The sequence below is a fragment of the Geobacillus sp. Manikaran-105 genome, from assembly GCF_002809955.1.
Taxonomy (GTDB): Bacteria; Bacillota; Bacilli; order Bacillales; family Anoxybacillaceae; genus Geobacillus; species Geobacillus thermophilus.
Genome location: NZ_PIJG01000030.1, coordinates 1 through 17,839, shown reverse-complemented (window position 1 = coordinate 17,839; position 17,839 = coordinate 1). Strand labels below are relative to the sequence as shown.

Genomic DNA, 17,839 nt, shown 5'->3' with positions numbered 1-17,839 from the left:
TTTTTGCCTGCTTGACTTTCGCGCTGCCGGGCGATGGGCGTCACTTACGGAACATGCCTTTGACGACGAACGCCACGTTGGCCGGGCGCTCGGCGAGCCGGCGCATAAAATAGCCGTACCAATCGGTGCCGTACGGCACGTACACGCGCATCGTATACCCTTCGCGCGCCAGCTCGACCTGGCGCTCCGGACGAATGCCGTACAACATTTGAAATTCAAACTGGCTGTTCGGGATATTGTATTCCTTGACGAGCTGCTTCGTATATTCAATGATGGCGTCGTCATGCGTCGCCACCGCCGTGTAGTTGCCGTTTAGCATATGCTGCTTGATGATCTTTTTAAAGTTTTCGTCCACATCTTTTTTGTCTGGAAACGCCACTTCCGGCGGCTCTTTGTACGCCCCTTTGACGAGCCGCAAGTTCGGGCGGTACGGCTTCAGATCTTCAATGTCTTGCTCCGTCCGGTACAAATACGCCTGCAGGACCGTTCCGACGTTATCGTACTCTTTTTTCAACGTTTTAAAAATGTCGAGCGTCTTTTGGCAGCGTGAATAGTCTTCCATGTCGATCGTCACGAACACGCCGCGCTCTTTCGCCGCATCCAAAATGCGGCGCATGTTGCGCATGACAAGATCATCGGAAATGTCAAGCCCCATCGACGTCATTTTCAGCGACAGTTGCGAATTCAGCTTCTCGCGGCTGATCGCGTCGATCGCCTCTAGGCAATGGTTCGCCATCTCGTTCGCTTCTTGCTCGTTATCGACAAACTCTCCCAAGTAGTCGACCGTCACGGCCAGCCCTTTTTCGTTCAGCCGGCGGATGACATGCACCGCTTCCTCAATCGTTTCGCCGGCGACAAACCTTGACGCGCCGAAGCGGAGGCCGTATCGCTTCGCCAACCGGGTCAACGTCTTATTTTTGGACAAGAACAAAAAAAAGTCGCGCATCAGCTGTTCCACTGTTGCAAGCCTCCTTGTATGGAAACGCATTCATCATCCTTATTGTACCATGTTTCCGCCCGATTGAATATGTTTTTTCCGCACGGTTTATCTTTTATATGTGAATAATTTTCCACTCACTGCACAATCTACAAGCGAACAAACCATGAAAGGAGCGAAACGCGATGCAGCAACAACCGCAAATGAACCCGCAGACCGCGATGCCCGAGCCGCCGCAAATGGTGTCATCAAAAGACGCCATGTATTTTTCCGATATGATGTCGTGGAACTTGCTCGCGGCGAAAAAGGCGCACTTTTTCGCCGCGCAATGCCGGGACCCCGAGGTGGTGCAGGCGATCGAGCGCGCCGGGCAAATGCATCAGCGCCATTACAACATGATTTTGCGTCATTTGCAAAACCCGCCGCAACCGCCAGTCATGTAATAAGGAGGAGCGTCGCATGAACACAAGACAAGTGCAAAATCCAGAAACACAAGTGCCAAAAACACCGCAAATGAATGAGCGCGACTTTTTGAACGATATGTTGGCGACGGAAAAGTATATGACGTTGTCCTACAGCGTGTTTTTGCATGAGGCGAGCAACCAACCGTTATATCAAGATATGATGAACATTTTTACAGAAACGCAAAATTGCCAGCGTGAATTGTTCAATTTAATGTTCAAAAAAGGTTGGTACAAGCTCGAAGCAGCCGATCCGCAAAAGCTTCAACAAACATACCAACAGTTCCAAGGATATACAAACCAGTTCCCTTATCAAGGAAATCAACTGCAGTGAAGGGAACAAATGGGGATGCCCGCTATTGCGTGCGGACATCCTCTTTCACGTCTGAAAAGCAGAAATTCTGAACACGAAGGGGGAGAGGGATGACAGCTCCACCTCCATCCGTATGGACAACACTGCAAATATTAGGGAGCTCGACGGATTTCCAAACAAAAGTGTACCGGAACGATACAGCCGGTCTCTATCTATGGGTGTCGTATGTCGAGCCGATGGTTGATATGGAATTTGTTGCTCGCTCTATTTTTCCTTACTTGTTTCATTGTCCGTTTTCATCTTTAGAAGAGATCCACCGAGCTCTTCCAATCGACGATGCATATATTTCTAGCGACCCTAATAATGTGAAGGAAAAATTGCTCGAGGGATATTTATTCATCCGCCTTCATGAAACGGACGAAACCGGGCTGCTCGTAAAGGCGCAAAAAACATTGGAACGGACACTCACTATCCCCGAAGTGGAATTTAGCGTCGTCGGCCCGAAGGAGTCGTTTATTGAATCGTTGGAAACAAATTTGTACTTATTGCGCAAACGAATCCCGATCGACCGTTTGACGGTCAAAATGACAACGGTCGGAACGTTGTCAAAAACGAAAGTGGCGGTTGTTTATATTGATGGCATTGCCAATCCCGACAACGTCCAAACGGTTCTTCAGCGCATCGAGGAAGTGGAATTTGACGAGATCATTGACAGTTCTTATATCGTGCAAATCATTTCGGACAATCGACACTCTCCCTTTCCGCAGCTGCTCGATACGGAGCGCCCGGACCGAGTCGCTGCCGTACTGGCCGAAGGAAAAGTGGCGATTATGGTAGATGGATCGCCACACGTATTGATCGGTCCAACGACGTTAGTGGAATTTTTTTCATCCTTTGAAGACTACTTTCTCAATTGGACGGTCGCATCGTTTTTCCGTCTCATCCGCCTGTTTTCGGTCACCTTTTCTATTTTGATTACGCCGATGTATGTAGCGACGTTGAACTATCATTACGAACTGATTCCAAAAGATTTACTCGGCACCTTGATTACATCGAGAAGGGAAATTCCGTTCCCACCCATTTTGGAAGTGTTGTTTCTCGAACTAACGATTGAGCTATTAAGGGAGGCCGGGGCGCGGCTCCCCACAAAAGTCGGCCAAACGATCGGGATCGTGGGCGGGATTGTTATTGGAACCGCCTCCGTTGAAGCCGGTTTGACAAGCAATGTTTTGCTCATCTTAGTGGCGCTCGCCGCATTGGCTTCCTTTACTACCCCCGTTTATAAAATCGGGAACACGATTCGCTTGATGCGTTTTCCATTTATCCTGTTCGCCGAGATATGGGGGCTGCTTGGCGTTGCCTTTTGTTTTTGTATTATCGTGACCCATCTGCTTTACTTGACTTCGCTCGGGCGTCCGTTCCTTTCCCCTTTATATCCGCCGCGTTGGCGGGATTTAAAAGACGCGTTGGTCCGCCTGCCGTTTACAAGCCAATCGAAACGGCCGGAAACATTGCGGACCGAGCAGCCCATTCGCTTTAATAGGAAAAAGGCAAAAGAAAAACGGGACATCGACGAATGACAAACCGACAGGAGGACGACAATGGCTTCTGTTGCCGAACGTCTACAAGTTTCACCTTTCATGACCTTTTTTGTGATCGTGTCCATGCAAATCGGTGTCGGAGTGCTCGGATTTCAGCGGGTCATCGCGAAAACAGCCGGACATGATGCCTGGATTTCCGTCCTGCTGGCCGGCGCTTCGTCCCATCTGATTCTCATCGTGCTATACTGGTTGCTGCAACAGGCAGATGGCGATTTCCTCCTCCTTCATCAGCGCCTTTTCGGCCGCTGGGTCGGAGGAGCCCTTTCGTCATTGCTTGCCCTTTACTTTGCCGCTATGGCCTTTGTCGTTCTGCGCACATATATCGAAGTGATTCAAGTATGGATGTTTCCTGACTTGAAAACATGGGAATTTTCACTCGCATTTTTGTTTCTTTGTCTATACATTACCGTTGGCGGATTCCGGGTTGTTGTCGGCATTTGCTTTTTTTGCTTGATCATTCCGAGCTATTTGTTGTTTACCTTTTGGTTTGTCCTTGATTACACTGACTTTTACCAGCTGCTTCCGATATTGGATCATCCCCCTTCAACCATTGTGAAGGCGGCGAAACAAATGACATTGACGATGCTTGGATACGAAACGATTTTGCTCTTTTACCCTTTTATCAAGCGCGGAAACCAGTCCGCCAAATGGGCGCATGCCGCCTTATTGACGACGACATTGTTTTATGCGTTGCTTACCGTATTGACATTGGCATATTTTAGCGAAAAACAACTGCAGCGGCAAATTTGGCCGACGTTAACGATGTGGAAAATGGTGGAATTGCCGTTCATTGAACGCTTCGAATATATCGGCATCGCCAACTGGCTGCTGATTATTTTGCCGAACGTCTGCTTAGGATTATGGTGCTCTTCACGGATATGCAGGCAGCTTTTTCCGGTCCGCCAAAAAACTGCGTTGCTCGTCATTGCCGCCATTTGTTTTTTCAGCACGCTGCTCATTCATGACCGCAAAGAAGTAGACTTCGTTAACACCATTTTAAACAGAGTTGGCTTTTATTTCCTCTATATATGGATTCCTTGTCTTGCAGGCATCACATATATTGTGAAGAAAGTGAGAGGAAACGTATGAGCATACGAACCGCTCTGTTGATCGGGTTTACCGTCGCGATCCTTTGCGGCTGTCTTCGCAAAGAAATTTTGGATGATATCAACATTGAAAGCGCGGTCGGGTTTGATGAAGCAGGAAAAGAGAAAATTCGGGGAACCGTTCTCATCCCGGTTTACAAAAAAGGAGAAACAGCAAACAAAACGTTGACAGCCGTTTCCCCTACGGCGAAAGACGTGCTCGAAGAACTGCAATATAAAACATCTGAGCCGCTCGTCAACGGAAGCATTGAGACCGCCTTGTACGGAAAACGCCTGGCCAAACGGGGGATTTTTCCCTTTGTCGATCAATTCCACCGCGATGCGAGCATCGGGACGAGACTGTATTTGGCGGTGGTCGATGGGACAGCTGAACGTTTGCTCGAAGGACGTTACGGCCGGCAAGGAAGCGGCATTTATCTCTCGAACTTACTAAAACAAAATATCGAGCAGCGCGATTTGCCCAAAACAAATTTGCATTTATTTTTAAAAACGTACTATGCGGACGGAAAAGATCCTTTTTTGCCATATATACGCCGGGTGGGTGAAGATGTACAAGTGATCGGTGTTGCTCTCTTTCGCAACGATCGGATGGTCGATACGATTGGGCGGAGTGATATGTTCTACTTTAAAATCGCAGCCGATGCCTACAGTGAAGGTACCCATACGATCCGATTGAATCGCCAACACTACGTATCCATTAAAAATATCTCAACAAAGCGGACCATTTCCTTTTCAGGACCAAAAACCCGCCCGCATATTCATGTTCATCTTGCGCTTGAAGGAGTCGTACGCGAATACAAACGTGGGGCATTCACATTCGATGTCCGCAAGTCTGTCGAAAAAACATTCGAACAACAAATTCGTTCGAAAACCGCGGCTCTTCTCCGCCGTTTTCAAGAAAAACACATCGATCCGATCGGCTTCGGCGATCTGGCCGCGAGCCGTTACCGACAGTTTCGCCACCGCGATTTTTATAAGAACTACAGCCACCTTCCGATCCGCGTCACCGCCGAGGTGACGATCCGCGACACCGGAATCATCGAATAAGCATCCCTTCTTATTCCAAAAGGGATGCTTATTCTTCTTTCATGAATCGTTGATTAATACCACCAGCCTGGATACGGCGGGTATGGCGGATACGGCGGATAAAAGGGCCGCGGAGCCAATGCGCCGCCGAGCAGCCCCCCCAAGAAGCCGCCGACAAATGGGGCGCCAAACAACAATCCTGGAAATGGCATCGCTTCTTTCTCCTTTCCTTCATGAGTAAGATGCGTCACTTTATTCATATGCACACAACAAAAAAGAGGGTGGGCCGTCCGCCCAACCCTTGTTTGTTTTCTCACCACCAAATCGGGCCATACCACCACGGATAGAAAAACGGCGGGAACAAGGCGCTGCCGAGCAGCCCGCCTAAAAAGCCGCCGAAAAATGGAGCGCCAAAAAACGGAGCGCCGAAGAAAAACGGGCGCGGCCGCCAAAACCAAAAGCCCCATGGCCGCCAAATGCGCTCATCCGCCACTTGGAGATGGCTCATCTTGCTTCCCCCCTTCCGCTTGCTTTAGTCCCACTGTATGCAGGAAAAACGCCCGCTGCTTAGGCCAGTACCTAGAAGGCTGGTGAAAAACAGCGATTTCTCCCCAATATTGATGCGCGAATGCAAAGGAAGCTTGTTTCTTCAAGGTCTTTGCACTCAAAAAAATCTTTTGCCTCGCTTTCCCATCTGCACAAAACCAAAAACAGGCGGCTGTCCGCCGCCCCCGCTTATAGAAACTCTGCGTGCGCCTGTTCGTACAAACAGGCAAGCGAATCGAACAAAATGCGCACCGCCTCGGCCATTTCGTCTTCGCTCATCGAAAGAACTGGTATGAACGTCAACACCGGGCCGAGCGGACGGATGACAAGCCCCCTCCGGCGCGCCTCAAGGATGATCCGGTGCTCCACCATGGCCGCGCGCGGAAACACTTCTTTCGTTCTTCGGTCTTTCACGATTTCAATGCCGCACATCAAGCCTTTTTGCCGGATGTCGCCAACAATTGGAATTTCATACAACCGCTCAAGCCATTCGGCCAGTCGGCGCGCCTTCCGCTTTACGCTGTCAATCAAGCTGCGTTTTTCGATGAGCTCAATGTTTTTCAGCGCAACGGAACAAGTGAGCTGATTCCCCGTATACGTATGGCCGTGGTAAAACGTTTTGTCTTCGTCCACATCGCCGAGAAATGCCGCATAAATCTCTTCCGTGACCAGTGTGGCCGCGAGCGGCAAATATCCTCCAGTAATCCCTTTCCCAAGGCAGACAAGATCAGGCTTCACCTCTTCCTGCTCACAAGCGAACATCGTGCCGGTGCGGCCAAAGCCGACGGCGACCTCGTCGCAAATGAAGAGCACCCCATACCGGCGGCAAAGCCTTTCCACTCCTTTTAAAAACCCGCGCGGATGGACGATGATCCCCGCCGCTCCTTGCACAAGCGGCTCGATGACAACCGCGGCGATTTGATCGTGCTGCTCCTCAAGCACCCGTTCCAGCTCGCGCAAACAATAGCCGACGATCTCCTGCTCGCTTCCGTATTCGTCCATACGGTACACGTACGGCGACGGCACTTCGATCCGCTCAAACAAAAGCGGCGCAAAAATACGGTGGAACGTTTCCATGCCGCCAACGCTCACCGCCCCGACCGTATCGCCGTGGTATGCTTCCTTCAACGAGACAAATTTGTTCTTCTTCGCATATCGAACCGGATCGATATTTTTCCAATACTGATAGGCGATCTTGAGCGCGATTTCCACCGCCGCCGCCCCGGTGTCGGAATAAAACACTTTTGACATGTGCGGCCAATATTCAAGCAGCCGTTTGGCCAACAAAATCGACGGCACATTCGCCGAACCGAGCAATGTCGAATGGGCAATTTTCTCCAATTGCTCGCGAAGCGCCGCATTCAGCTCCGGGTCGTTATGGCCGTGGACATTGACCCATAGCGACGCATAGCCGTCTAGGTACCGGTTGCCGTCGACATCGTACAAATAGCTTCCTTGCCCGCGTTCAATGATCAGCGGACGTTCTTTCGCATACTGTTTCATTTGCGTAAATGGATGCCAGACGCACTGCTTGTCCCACTGTTCCAATTGCTCGTAGCTATACGCCAACGCTAAGCACCTCCAGCCATTGTTTCGCCTTTCCTTGTTCGATCCACTGTTCGGCCAGGTTTTCTAGTTCCTTCCTTGATACAGCAGGAAGGAGCGGCACGACCGCCAGCACCGGGAGTCGAAGCAACGCGGCGATCATTTCGACATTGTTTTGGTGGATGATCTCCTGCTCTTGAAACTGATTGAATACAAGGCCAAGCAAGCGGATGCCTTTCGCCTCGGCATACGCCGCCGTCGTCACCGCGTGGTGAATCGCCCCAAGGCTTGAGAGCGACACGAGAACCGTCGGCAGCTGATAATCACGAACGAAATCGCTCGTCATATACCATCGTCCATCGCGCTCGCACCACGGAACAGCCAGCCCGCCCGCTCCTTCGACGAGCACGACATCATAGCGCTGCTTCAGCTGTTCGAGCCGCTCAGCAATCCGCTCCGGTTCGATGGACGTGCCGGTCAACGCGGCTGCCAAATGCGGCGACATCGCCGGCTCCATATAGTACATGCCTTCTGATGTAGGGATTTTCGCCACTCGTTCATACCAATATTGTTCGGCAAACGACACCCCGTCTTCGGCCAGTCCAGTCTGAATCGGCTTGAACACGCCGACTTTCATCCCAAACCGCTCCAACGCCAATGCCACAATGGACGTCACCACTGTCTTGCCGATTTCCGTTCCGGTTCCCGTCATGAAAATGGCTTTCCCCATTCTCTTATCCCCCCATCCCTCGAGTCATCATGATCGGTCGGACGCGCGGCCAGACGCGCACCGCGATGACCGAACAAACAGCGCAAAGCGCGAGATCCCCCGGCACCGGAAGAAGAAATCCGAACCATAGCGTTTGGCCGATGGAAAGCGGGGTCTCGGCGATCCATTTCATCGCTATGTACAGCCACGTGCAGCCAAACGCATACACCGTCAATAAGGCCGCCAAATTCGCCTTCCATATGTCCCGCGCTCTTGTCCATTGAAAACGGTGGACAAGCGAACCACATACATACGCCCCGGCGATGAAGCCAAGCAAATAGCCAAACGTCGGCTTCAACACATAACCGAGCCCTCCTCCTTCCGCAAACACCGGCGCGCCCGCCAGCCCGATCAAGACATATAGAAGTTGGCTGAGCGCTCCTGTTCTGGGGCCAAGCAGACAGCCAGCCAGGTAAACCGCGGCGATTTGCAGCGTAAACGGCACATACGGCACCGGGATTTTGATGAACCCGCCGACCGCTGTCAGGGCGGCAAAAAAGGCGGCCCAAACAAAGGAACGGATGTGCACGTTTCCCCTCCTCTCCCAATCTTTGTTTCTATTGTGCCGGACATAAGCTTTATTTGTCAACCTTACCTTTATAAAGGTTTACATTTAAATAGAAATGAGGGGGCCAAAAGAACCGCCCCCTCTTTCACCGCTATATCCACGCTTACTGCTCCTGCTGCACTAAATATGTTTTGCCTGCCCTAAAAGGTTGGTGAAAAACAACTGATTTTGCCGAACCCATTGTTTTCGGTCGAAAGAGAAGCGTTGATTTTGCAAGACTTCTCTATTTGAGAAAAAAGTCCGTTTTTCCGCGATTTTTCACTAAATCACCGGCCTTCTAAACATCCCCGAACTCTAAAATGCATAACGTTGCAGCATTGAACATAGGGATATTTTCCATTCGTCCGATGGGGATGTTTTCGTCAAGAAAGTCTGTCTTGAAAACAGGCGGCCGCATGTCGGTGAGCTTTTTTGGTTCAATTCACTGTGCCAACTACATACAGTGCATGTTGCAGCCAGCTCTCACCCTCCTCTCTCCCACAAATCGAACGAACTCATCCGTTCGCCGGCTGTTTTCGGCGCCGCCAACAGTCCGCTCCGTCCCCCTTCCTTTTCCAGCAGCGACGACAGCAAGCGCACCGCTTCGGCAATATACCTCCTTGTCACCTTTCGAAGCTCCCATCCGCCATCAACCGGCGTGCGCAAATAAGCCAAAACTTGTTCGACTGCGTCGATGAGATGAGCCTCTTGCCCCTCAAGCCGCCATCCGGCGTCTTCCATCGCTTCACGCAAATCCGACGGCATGTGCCCCCTCATATATAAGTAAGCAAGCAACTGATCGCGGCTCTCCTCGTGAAAGGAAAGAGGAACTTCCTTCCGCTTTTGTCCCACCCACTCCGCCATCTCTCGGTAAAAAGCGGCCAAGCGGGCTCCTAAATCTCGTTTGTCGTGCATCAGCGGCACCAACCCTTGTGAAAAATGCGGTTTTACTTTTATATATTCGCCGCTTTCGTAAATGAGAAGATAAAAAAACCGGCGCCATTCGCCGGTTGAATGCGACAGAAACAGGAAGCCGCTTTTCGCTGTATTATTTTTGCACAACCATTTTCATCCCGCACTGGCAAAGCAATGAATGTTTCAGCCGCCGAATAGGCTGGCGGCATTGTTCACAAATCATCGGCTTGTTCATCGATCTTTCTCCCCTTTGCACTCCTTCTACATTCTATTATACACACTTTTTGTTTATAGTAAATATAAATTAAAAATTATTATTAAATGATAGTGCGGATGATTTGGTTCCGCTTCCCATTTGTGCTACACTCATAGTGTTAATATTCTAACAAATAACAAAGGGAGGATGCACGATGTACGACATCGCCATCATCGGCGCCGGGCCTGCAGGGGCAAGCGCCGCCATTTTCGCCGCCAAAGCCGGGAAGAGAACGGTCTTGTTTGACAGCGACAAAGGCATGACAAAGCGCGCTTGGGTGGAAAACCATTACGGCGTTCCGCAAATCAGCGGCCCGGAATTGGTGGAAACCGGGAAAAAGCAAGCCGCAAAATTCGGAGCAGAATTGGTGGAAGCACAAGTGACGGATGTGCAAAAAACAGACGGGGGATTCCGTCTCGAAACAGAAGCTGGATCCTATGAAGCGAAACACGTCATCTTCGCCACCGGTTTGGCGACCGATTTAGCGGAAAAAATCGGCCTGCGCACCAAACCGGGTACGGAGCCGCGCATTAAAACGGTGCTTGACGTCGACGCCAACGGCAAGACGAACATCGACGGCATTTGGGCGGCCGGGACGGTCGCTGGCGTCAGCGTCCATACGATCATCACAGCAGGCGACGGTGCGAAAGTCGCCATCAACGTCATCAGCGAGCTGAACGGCGAACGGTACGTCGATCACGATGTATTGAAAAAATAACAACGAAGGTGTCCCAAACAGCGGGACACCTTTTCTAAATAGCGCCATGGAAACGGCCGGGATGCAAGATGACGGGCCTGAAACGTCTGTCGCGTCGTCCCCGCATGACAATAGCGGCCTCGATTCATCCAAGGACGCTTATTGTCCAATGCTCCGGTACTTCCCTTCAAAAAACAAGAGCGGGTCGCCCGGTTCGTCTTTCATCAAAATATCGGTCACTTCCCCAAAGTAAAGCGTATGATCGCCGGCCACGTACGTGCTGTGGACGTTGCATAAAATATTCGCCAACGCCTCCGGCAAAATCGGATGGCCGTTCACCCAATCGAACGAAACAGGGCGTTCTTCTTTCAGCTGGCCAGCAAACAAGCGCGACAACTCCTCTTGATCACGTCGCAAAATGTTGACAGCAAATTTCCTCGTTTGCTTGACAATGTCATGCATTCGCGCTTTATGGCCAATGGAGACGACCACCAGCCTTGGGTCGAGCGAAACGGACATAAACGCGTTCGCCGTCATCCCTTTCGCTTCCCCTTGAAACGCGGTCGTCACAACCGTCACGCCGGTTGCGAATTTCCCCATCGCGTTGCGGAATGTGCGGTCATCCATACGTTCTCCCATCCTTCCCTTTTCATCATCTAGCTGTGATTGGCTGCTCCCAGAAGGCCGGTGAAAAACTGCGATGTCCTTCCATCAATGATTTTTATTGCTCAAAAACAGACGTTCTCAGTCAACTACCCCCACTTCGCTAACGCTTGAAGTGGGGGCTTGCCACTCCCCAGAAGTGCAAACGGACTTCGTCCTCCTTCCTTGACTTGGGGTTGCATCAGGGGGCAGGTTGACGACTACCCAACGACACAGGTCATGTCTGCATCGTTACCGATTCTCTCGGTGTGTCTGTTGGCAGTACTTGGCTTCCACACACAACAGACAGACCTACACTCGATGTTTTACGGTTGCAACGTTTCCTGCAACCAACTCCATACATCGAGCAGCAGTTTATTGGAGTGCCTTTATTTAACGGTTTTCTCCACGCCTTTATTCTATCATACACAAAAGAAAGGGGGAACGCGCATTCCTCTCCCACTTACTTCCTTTGGTCGTTGAAGTGGGAGTCTCCTGCGCGAAATAGGATGAAAGAAATACCTTTTTCCATTTGCCGTTTTCAATCACCGGCCCACTAGGGGGGCAGTTCTCAGCCGCTCAGGTGCATGTTGCAAGCAAGCCGCTGACCGGAAAGCCAGCCAAATCTATCCCCATCATAGCAAAAACCAAACAAGGAAACAACGACGACGCGCCATCAGCCATTGCCGCGTTGGAGATGTCCGTACTCAAACACGGCCGGTTCCTTTTCATCACCTGAACCGGGTTCCCATTTGATGCACAAAAAAGCGGCTACGACTTTGCTGTTGACGCTATTCTTTTCTTCAGTGGCAGCGCAAGAAACTGGCGGGCCTGCATCCATAGATGAAAACGCAATAGCTTGTCCGCAAAGCGCTAGATGATGTCACCGCCCCGTCGCAACCGCAAGCAAAAGGCAGGCCTCGTCTAGATGAGCGCCTGCCTTTCGGTTTGCTCAAATCGGACTTTTATGACGCCGTTTTCTGCGTCCGTTCCCGTCTTCCGGCTGCATATTGAATGGCAAACATGGCCGCAAATAAGACCAATCCGACGATATCGCTGATTTTTTCTGGATAAATCAGCAGCAACCCTGTCGCAACCGCAATGATGCGTTCAACAATGTTGAGCTTCCGGTACCAAAAGCCGATCATCCCCGCACTAATGGCCAACATGCCGATAAACGCGGAAAAGACGACCCATATCAAATATGGAAGCGTCGTATCAATCATTAACAGCGCCGGTGAAAAGACAAACATGTACGGGATGATAAACGCGGAAATCGCTAGCTTCGACGCAATCACCCCGGTCCGTAGCGGCTTCCCTCCGGAAATGCCGGCCGCCGCAAACGCCGCAAGCGCCACAGGCGGCGTAATATCGGCAATAATGCCAAAGTAAAAGACGAACAAATGAGCCGCCAGTTCCGGCACACCGGAAGCGATGATCGCCGGCGCCGCGATCGTTGACGTAATGACATAGTTCGCGGTCGTCGGTGACCCCATGCCGAGAATGAGCGATGTCAACATCGTGAAAAAGAGCGTTAAAATCAAAATCCCGTTCGATAAGTCCACTAGCCCGTTTGCCATTTTTAAGCCAAGGCCGGTTTTCGTCACGACCCCGACGATGATGCCGGCTGCGGCGGTCGCCGCCGCCACGGACAGCGCGCTTCTCGCCCCGTCGACTAGCGCGTCAATGATGTCGCGCCACCCCAGCCGCGTTTCCTTTTTCAAGCCGCTGACGACAATGATCGCCACGATCGACCAGAGCGCCGCCCGCATCACGCTCATCCCGCTCATCAGCAGCAAAATGACAACGATGATCGGAACGAGCAAGTAGATTTTTCCGAGCACTTCTTTCCGGTTCGGCATTTCTTCCTCTGTCAACCCGCGCAGCCCGATTCGCTTCGCTTCAAAGTGCGTCATCATCCAAATGCCGGCAAAATATAGAATCGCTGGAATCGCCGCTGCTTTTGCGATCTCCCAATACGAAATGCCGCCGATAAACTCCACCATCAAAAACGCCGCCGCTCCCATGACCGGGGGCATGAGCTGGCCGCCGGTGGACGATGTCGCCTCCACAGCGCCGGCAAACTCTTTTCCATATCCGAGACGTTTCATCATCGGAATCGTAAACGCCCCGGACGTCACGACGTTCGCCACCGAGCTGCCGCTGATCGTTCCTTGCAGCGCGCTTGAGAACACCGCCACCTTCGCCGGACCGCCGATTCGCTTCCCGGCGACAACGAGCGCCAAGTCATTAAAATACTCCCCGACACCCGTTTTCACTAAGAAGGCGCCAAACAACAAGAAGACGAAAATGTATGTCGCCGACACGTACAGCGGCGTGCCGAAAATGCCTTCCGTCGTAAAAAACATCGTTTTGACGAGCCCTTCCAAATCAACGCCCCGATGAGCCAAAAATCCCGGCATATACGGCCCGAAATACGCATACAGCAAAAATAGCGAGGCGATGATCGTAATCGGCAGCCCGACCGCCCGCCTCGTCGCCTCAAGCACAAGCAGCACGGCGACCAAACCGACCGTAAAGTCAAGCGGCGTCATAATGCCGATGCGTTGGACGATGTCATCGAGCATCAGCGGCAAATATGCGCCGACCCCGATCGACAACAGCGACAAAAGGATATTCACGATGCCGACGTCGGCGCGATGAAGATGTTTTTTCCGCGCCGGAAACAATAAAAAGATAAGCGACAAGGCAAACCCTAAATGGATCGACAATAAAATTTGTTTTGGAAGCGTTTGAAAAATCGAAGCATATAACTGAAAGAGTGAAAATGAAAGCAGCCCGAAAAAGGCAATCCAGCCAAGCGGCCCTTTCAATTTGCGCGTCGCTGCTTCCGGATCATATTTTTCCAGCAATTGTTGCTGCTCCTCTGCGGATAGCTGTTCAAACTTCTCAGTCAAACAAGTTCACTCCCTTCCAGCATTGAACCAATGATAGTCGTGTCACCTTGATGCGGACAATGGAGCCGGGAGGGATGACTGTTTTTAATGTCACCATCTTCCCTTCATAAACGACGCGATGGTTGGCGACAACCCGCCCAATGCTCAACAAGATGGATGGAAATTTGCGCTCCATGCCGGTAATATAGTATTTTCCATTCCGAAGCGTAAATGTCTCCCCTGGCGCCGCGTTCGCCGGCATCCCGACCGCCGTATCCTCATAGGTGAGAGCGATTTGTTCAATCGTCCCGTCAGCCAACACCTTATACGTTTCCTCGACATCTGAACGGTGGATCGAATGCGTATAGCGAATCGCGAACGTATCCCCTTGAGAAATCGGGATATACGCAACGACCCGGCCATCCTTTTCAAACGCCAGCACCTGGCGGAAAGGAAGGAAGAAGGCTGCAACCGCCAGAAGTGCACTGACCGCTGCGAACCATTTTCGCATCAGCCGCCCCCCTTCGTGGCCGGCGGAAATAAGGAAGGGCTGGCGCCATGAACCCGGCCAGTCCTTCCCGTGACACCGTTATTCCGCTTTAACTCCTTTTTCATCAAAGTATTTCTTCGCCCCCGGGTGAAGCTCGATCGACATGCCATCCAGCGCATTTTCCAGCTTGATTTGCTGGGCTTTGGCATGTTTGACCTTATCCAAGTTTTCAAAAATCGCTTTCGTCACGTTGTAGACCGTGTCTTCCGGCAAATCCGCCCGAGCGACGAGCATCGCGCGCACGGCGACCGTCGGAACGGTTTCCGCTAGCTTATACGTCCCTTGAGGCACTTCATCTTTCGCATAGTACGGGTATTTTTCAATCAGCGCATTGATTTTGTCTTCAGCGATCGGCACAATCACAACGTCTTCCGTCGCTGACAAGCCTTCCACCGCTCCCGTCGGCGTTCCCGCCGTAATAAAGGCGGCATCAATCGTGCCATCTTGGATGCCGGAGACGGAATCATCAAACGACAAGTTGCGCACTTCAATATCATCAAACGTCATGCCGTGAACTTCCAAAATTTGCTCCGCATTTGCCCGCGTCCCCGAGCCCGCTTCCCCGACAGAAACGACTTTCCCTTTTAAATCCTCAACGGACTGAATGCCCGATTTTTTCGTGGTGACAATTTGAATCGTTTCCGGGTAAAGGGTCGCGATCCCTCTCACGCTTTCAATTTTCTCTTTAAACATTAATTTTCCTTCCGTCGCGTATGTCGCGATGTCAGTTTGCGCAAATGCAATTTCCGCATCGCCCGCATCCAAAATCGCCATGTTTTCCGCCGATGCCCCCGAAGTGATGGCATTGGCGTCGATGCCCGTTTCATCTTTGATAATATCGGCAAAGGCCCCGCCAAGCGGATAATACGTTCCGCCTGTCCCGCCAGTGGCAATGCTGAGGAATTTCACGTCGCCGCCTTGCTTCCCGTCGGCCCCTTCTTGCTCTGTCCCTCCATTGCCGTTACCGTTTCCACAAGCGCCAAGCAACAGCGACAGAGAAAGAACAGTCATTGCGCGCGCAAACCACTTTCGCTTCTTCATCGTCATCATCTCCTTTGCTATTTTCGGTTTCCTTTTATGATTATATTGCACCGAACATATTTTCACAACCATCATATTATTTCCTTAGTTCTGTTTTTCTATTAATCATGCAGAACGGCAGGGAAAACCCCACACTTTCCGACCAAACCGTGGTTGCAGAAGGAAGCAAAGTTCAAGTTTTGCAAAGCTTCCCTATTTGACAAAATCCGGATTTCACCCCGCATTCCCTCATAAATCATCAGTTCGTTATCACTAAACAACAGATAACCGGCCGGCTGTCCGCCGGCCATCACGACTGTCTCATCATGCATGATCAACACTCCTGTACTTCCCTTCAAAAAAATAAGAGTGGGTCACCCGGTTCGTCTTTCATCAAAATATCCGTTACTTCCCCAAAAATGAGTGGAATCATGGCTAAGGAGTTGCCGCTGATCGTGCCGCCGATGATGGCCGTCACTTTGTCTTGTTCGATGAGTTTTTTCGTGGATAATACGGCCTCGTTTTGGTTGGACTTGTCATCATAGGCAATCAGCTTAATTTTCTTTCCATCAATGCCGCCTTGCTTGTTCCATTGCTCAACGAGCATTTTGACCGTCTCCATCTCCGGTTTGCCAAGCGGGGCCGCCCCGCCGGAAGCCGAAAAAATGGCGCCAATTTTGATTTCATCCTCTCCTCCCGATGTCGCCGTCTTCCCACAGGCGGCAAGGAACATGAGCAATAATGCCGCCAGCAATCGAGACATTCCTTTTTTCATCTTTTTTTGACCCCTTTTATATTGATAGCGCTTTCAAATCATCATTCTCCCGCCAGGCCTCCACCCGGCGGAAGAAGATCAGCGCCGCCGCTTAAACGCTTCGGCGGTGTTGATTTTGTGTTGACGGACGTATTGTTCGATTTCATGCGGCGGCGCCTGTTCATGCAACAGACGGACAATCTCTCTATGTTCTTCGATCGATGCTTTCGCCCGCTGCGGGACAAACGTAAATCCGTACAAGCGGATGCGCTTCATCCGCTGCCAAATTTGCTTGATTTGCTCTTCGAGGTAGGCGTTGCCGCAATGGGCGTAAATCAAGGAATGAAATTCATAGTTCAGCTCGCTGAACCGTTCCAGCTCCAGCTCTTCAAGCGCCCGCTCCATCCGTTCGTTCAACCGCTCAAGCTCGTTGATCGCCTCCTTCGTCAAATTGGCGGAGCCAAGCGCGGTCGCATAGCCTTCCAGCACAGCCAACACCGACAGCGTCTCGATATATTCTTTCTCGTTGATGTTGCTCACAACGGCGCCCGTATACGGTTTGAACTCGACAAGCCCTTCCGCTTCAAGCTGGCGGATCGCCTCCCGCACCGGGATGCTGCTGAGTCCAAGCTCGCGGGCGATTTGGTCGATGACGACCCGGTATCCCGGGCCATAGACGCCGTTTTCAATGCGAGAAAGAATATACTCGTAAGCCAATTGGGTTTTGTTTTTCGCTTTCGTTTCCATACGTTTATCATATACTAGATCGTATACATTGACTAGCCATTATGCCTGTTCGGCAGACAAGGCGGTCTATTTCTCCCCTTTGCCGAATGCGGGGATTGGCGGATCGCCGACCGCGACGTGGACAACTTGCACTTCCGTATAGAAATCAAAGCTGTAATGCCCGCCTTCGCGGCCGATGCCGCTGTATTTCGTCCCGCCAAACGGGATGCGCAAATCGCGGACGTTCGGTGAATTGACCCACGCCATCCCGCTTTCGATCGCTTGGGCGACGCGGTGGCCGCGCTTCATGTCGTTCGTCCAGACGTACGCCGCCAATCCGTACTTCACATCGTTCGCCAACCGAATGGCCTCTTCTTCACTCGTGAAAGACATGACGGCCATGACCGGTCCGAAAATTTCTTCCTGCGCCACTTTCATCCTATTTCGCGCAGGAGACTCCCACTTCAACGACCAAAGGGAGTAAGTGGGAGAGGAATGCGCGTTCCCCTTTTCTTTTGTGTATGATAGAAT

20 protein-coding genes and 1 pseudogene are annotated in these 17,839 nt (G+C 51.4%); 6 read left to right on the top strand and 15 right to left on the bottom strand.

Features of this window, described 5'->3' with window-relative positions:
• Positions 1-40: 40 nt before the first annotated feature.
• Positions 41-958 carry a proline dehydrogenase family protein gene (locus tag CV945_RS10160; protein WP_033010362.1) on the bottom strand — a complete coding sequence of 306 codons (918 nt, stop codon included), beginning with the start codon at positions 956-958 and terminating at the stop codon, positions 41-43.
• Positions 959-1,122: 164 nt separating this feature from the next.
• Between CV945_RS10160 and CV945_RS10155 the strand changes: the two genes are divergently transcribed.
• The 5 genes from CV945_RS10155 (at position 1,123) to CV945_RS10135 (ending at position 5,465) form a co-directional block, all read left to right on the top strand.
• Positions 1,123-1,380, top strand: a complete 258-nt coding sequence (locus tag CV945_RS10155; RefSeq protein ID WP_033010361.1) for a hypothetical protein — start codon at positions 1,123-1,125, stop codon at positions 1,378-1,380.
• A 16-nt stretch (positions 1,381-1,396) separates the two neighbouring features.
• Positions 1,397-1,732, top strand: coding sequence for a spore coat protein (locus CV945_RS10150; protein ID WP_008880249.1), 336 nt, complete (start codon positions 1,397-1,399; stop codon positions 1,730-1,732).
• 89 nt (positions 1,733-1,821) lie between these two features.
• Entirely contained in the window at positions 1,822-3,291 is a 1,470-nt protein-coding gene (locus CV945_RS10145) for a spore germination protein (RefSeq protein WP_100659693.1), read from the top strand.
• Positions 3,292-3,312: 21 nt separating this feature from the next.
• Positions 3,313-4,401 (top strand): GerAB/ArcD/ProY family transporter, encoded by a 1,089-nt coding sequence (locus CV945_RS10140; protein ID WP_063164816.1) that lies wholly within the window; start codon positions 3,313-3,315, stop codon positions 4,399-4,401.
• Positions 4,398-5,465, top strand: coding sequence for a Ger(x)C family spore germination protein (locus tag CV945_RS10135; protein WP_063164815.1), 1,068 nt, complete (start codon positions 4,398-4,400; stop codon positions 5,463-5,465). Before CV945_RS10140 ends, CV945_RS10135 begins: the two co-directional genes overlap by 4 nt.
• Positions 5,466-5,518: 53 nt before the next feature.
• On the opposite strand, the gene CV945_RS17250 is transcribed toward CV945_RS10135, so the two are convergent.
• The 6 genes from CV945_RS17250 to CV945_RS17520 all read right to left on the bottom strand — a co-directional run bounded on the left by CV945_RS17250 (position 5,519) and on the right by CV945_RS17520 (position 9,913).
• Positions 5,519-5,656, bottom strand: a complete 138-nt coding sequence (locus CV945_RS17250; protein ID WP_167438919.1) for a hypothetical protein — start codon at positions 5,654-5,656, stop codon at positions 5,519-5,521.
• A 101-nt stretch (positions 5,657-5,757) separates the two neighbouring features.
• Positions 5,758-5,952, bottom strand: a complete 195-nt coding sequence (locus CV945_RS10130; RefSeq protein ID WP_100659692.1) for a hypothetical protein — start codon at positions 5,950-5,952, stop codon at positions 5,758-5,760.
• 227 nt (positions 5,953-6,179) lie between these two features.
• Entirely contained in the window at positions 6,180-7,559 is a 1,380-nt protein-coding gene (gene bioA / locus CV945_RS10125) for an adenosylmethionine--8-amino-7-oxononanoate transaminase (protein WP_100659691.1), read from the bottom strand.
• Positions 7,549-8,265, bottom strand: coding sequence for a dethiobiotin synthase (bioD, locus tag CV945_RS10120; RefSeq protein WP_044742675.1), 717 nt, complete (start codon positions 8,263-8,265; stop codon positions 7,549-7,551). Before bioD ends, bioA begins: the two co-directional genes overlap by 11 nt.
• A gap of 4 nt (positions 8,266-8,269) precedes the next feature.
• A complete protein-coding gene (locus CV945_RS10115) occupies positions 8,270-8,833 on the bottom strand; it encodes a biotin transporter BioY (protein WP_044742674.1) in 564 nt (187 codons plus the stop codon).
• Positions 8,834-9,334: 501 nt separating this feature from the next.
• Positions 9,335-9,913: a hypothetical protein gene (locus CV945_RS17520; RefSeq protein ID WP_063330488.1), complete on the bottom strand. Its 579-nt coding sequence runs from the start codon at positions 9,911-9,913 to the stop codon at positions 9,335-9,337.
• 263 nt (positions 9,914-10,176) lie between these two features.
• Here CV945_RS17520 and CV945_RS10105 point away from each other — a divergent pair, with 263 nt between their 5' ends.
• Positions 10,177-10,740 (top strand): FAD-dependent oxidoreductase, encoded by a 564-nt coding sequence (locus CV945_RS10105; RefSeq protein ID WP_033011499.1) that lies wholly within the window; start codon positions 10,177-10,179, stop codon positions 10,738-10,740.
• Between the two features lie 138 nt (positions 10,741-10,878).
• Here CV945_RS10105 and CV945_RS10100 read toward each other — a convergent pair whose 3' ends face one another.
• From CV945_RS10100 to CV945_RS10060, 8 genes and pseudogenes are all read right to left on the bottom strand, one after another.
• Positions 10,879-11,346 carry a flavin reductase family protein gene (locus CV945_RS10100; protein WP_100659690.1) on the bottom strand — a complete coding sequence of 156 codons (468 nt, stop codon included), beginning with the start codon at positions 11,344-11,346 and terminating at the stop codon, positions 10,879-10,881.
• Positions 11,347-12,326: 980 nt separating this feature from the next.
• On the bottom strand, positions 12,327-14,279 hold the full coding sequence (locus CV945_RS10090) for a TRAP transporter permease (RefSeq protein WP_100659689.1): 1,953 nt from the start codon (positions 14,277-14,279) through the stop codon (positions 12,327-12,329).
• Positions 14,272-14,769, bottom strand: a complete 498-nt coding sequence (locus CV945_RS10085) for a DUF1850 domain-containing protein (protein ID WP_100659688.1) — start codon at positions 14,767-14,769, stop codon at positions 14,272-14,274. The genes CV945_RS10090 and CV945_RS10085 overlap by 8 nt, the downstream gene beginning before the upstream one ends.
• Before the next feature lie 78 nt (positions 14,770-14,847).
• The gene (locus CV945_RS10080) at positions 14,848-15,849 is read right to left on the bottom strand and encodes a TAXI family TRAP transporter solute-binding subunit (RefSeq protein WP_100659687.1); all 1,002 of its coding nucleotides are present in this window, start codon (positions 15,847-15,849) and stop codon (positions 14,848-14,850) included.
• A gap of 101 nt (positions 15,850-15,950) precedes the next feature.
• Complete coding sequence (locus tag CV945_RS10075) at positions 15,951-16,160, bottom strand: hypothetical protein (protein ID WP_080729557.1); 210 nt, start codon at positions 16,158-16,160, stop codon at positions 15,951-15,953.
• A gap of 86 nt (positions 16,161-16,246) precedes the next feature.
• A pseudogene (locus CV945_RS10070) lies at positions 16,247-16,603 on the bottom strand (ABC transporter substrate-binding protein); the annotation flags it as partial.
• A gap of 78 nt (positions 16,604-16,681) precedes the next feature.
• Positions 16,682-17,329, bottom strand: a complete 648-nt coding sequence (locus CV945_RS10065) for a GntR family transcriptional regulator (RefSeq protein WP_100659686.1) — start codon at positions 17,327-17,329, stop codon at positions 16,682-16,684.
• A gap of 66 nt (positions 17,330-17,395) precedes the next feature.
• Positions 17,396-17,839 (bottom strand): aldehyde dehydrogenase family protein (locus tag CV945_RS10060; RefSeq protein ID WP_232722072.1); only part of this gene is annotated, 444 nt, incomplete at its 5' end.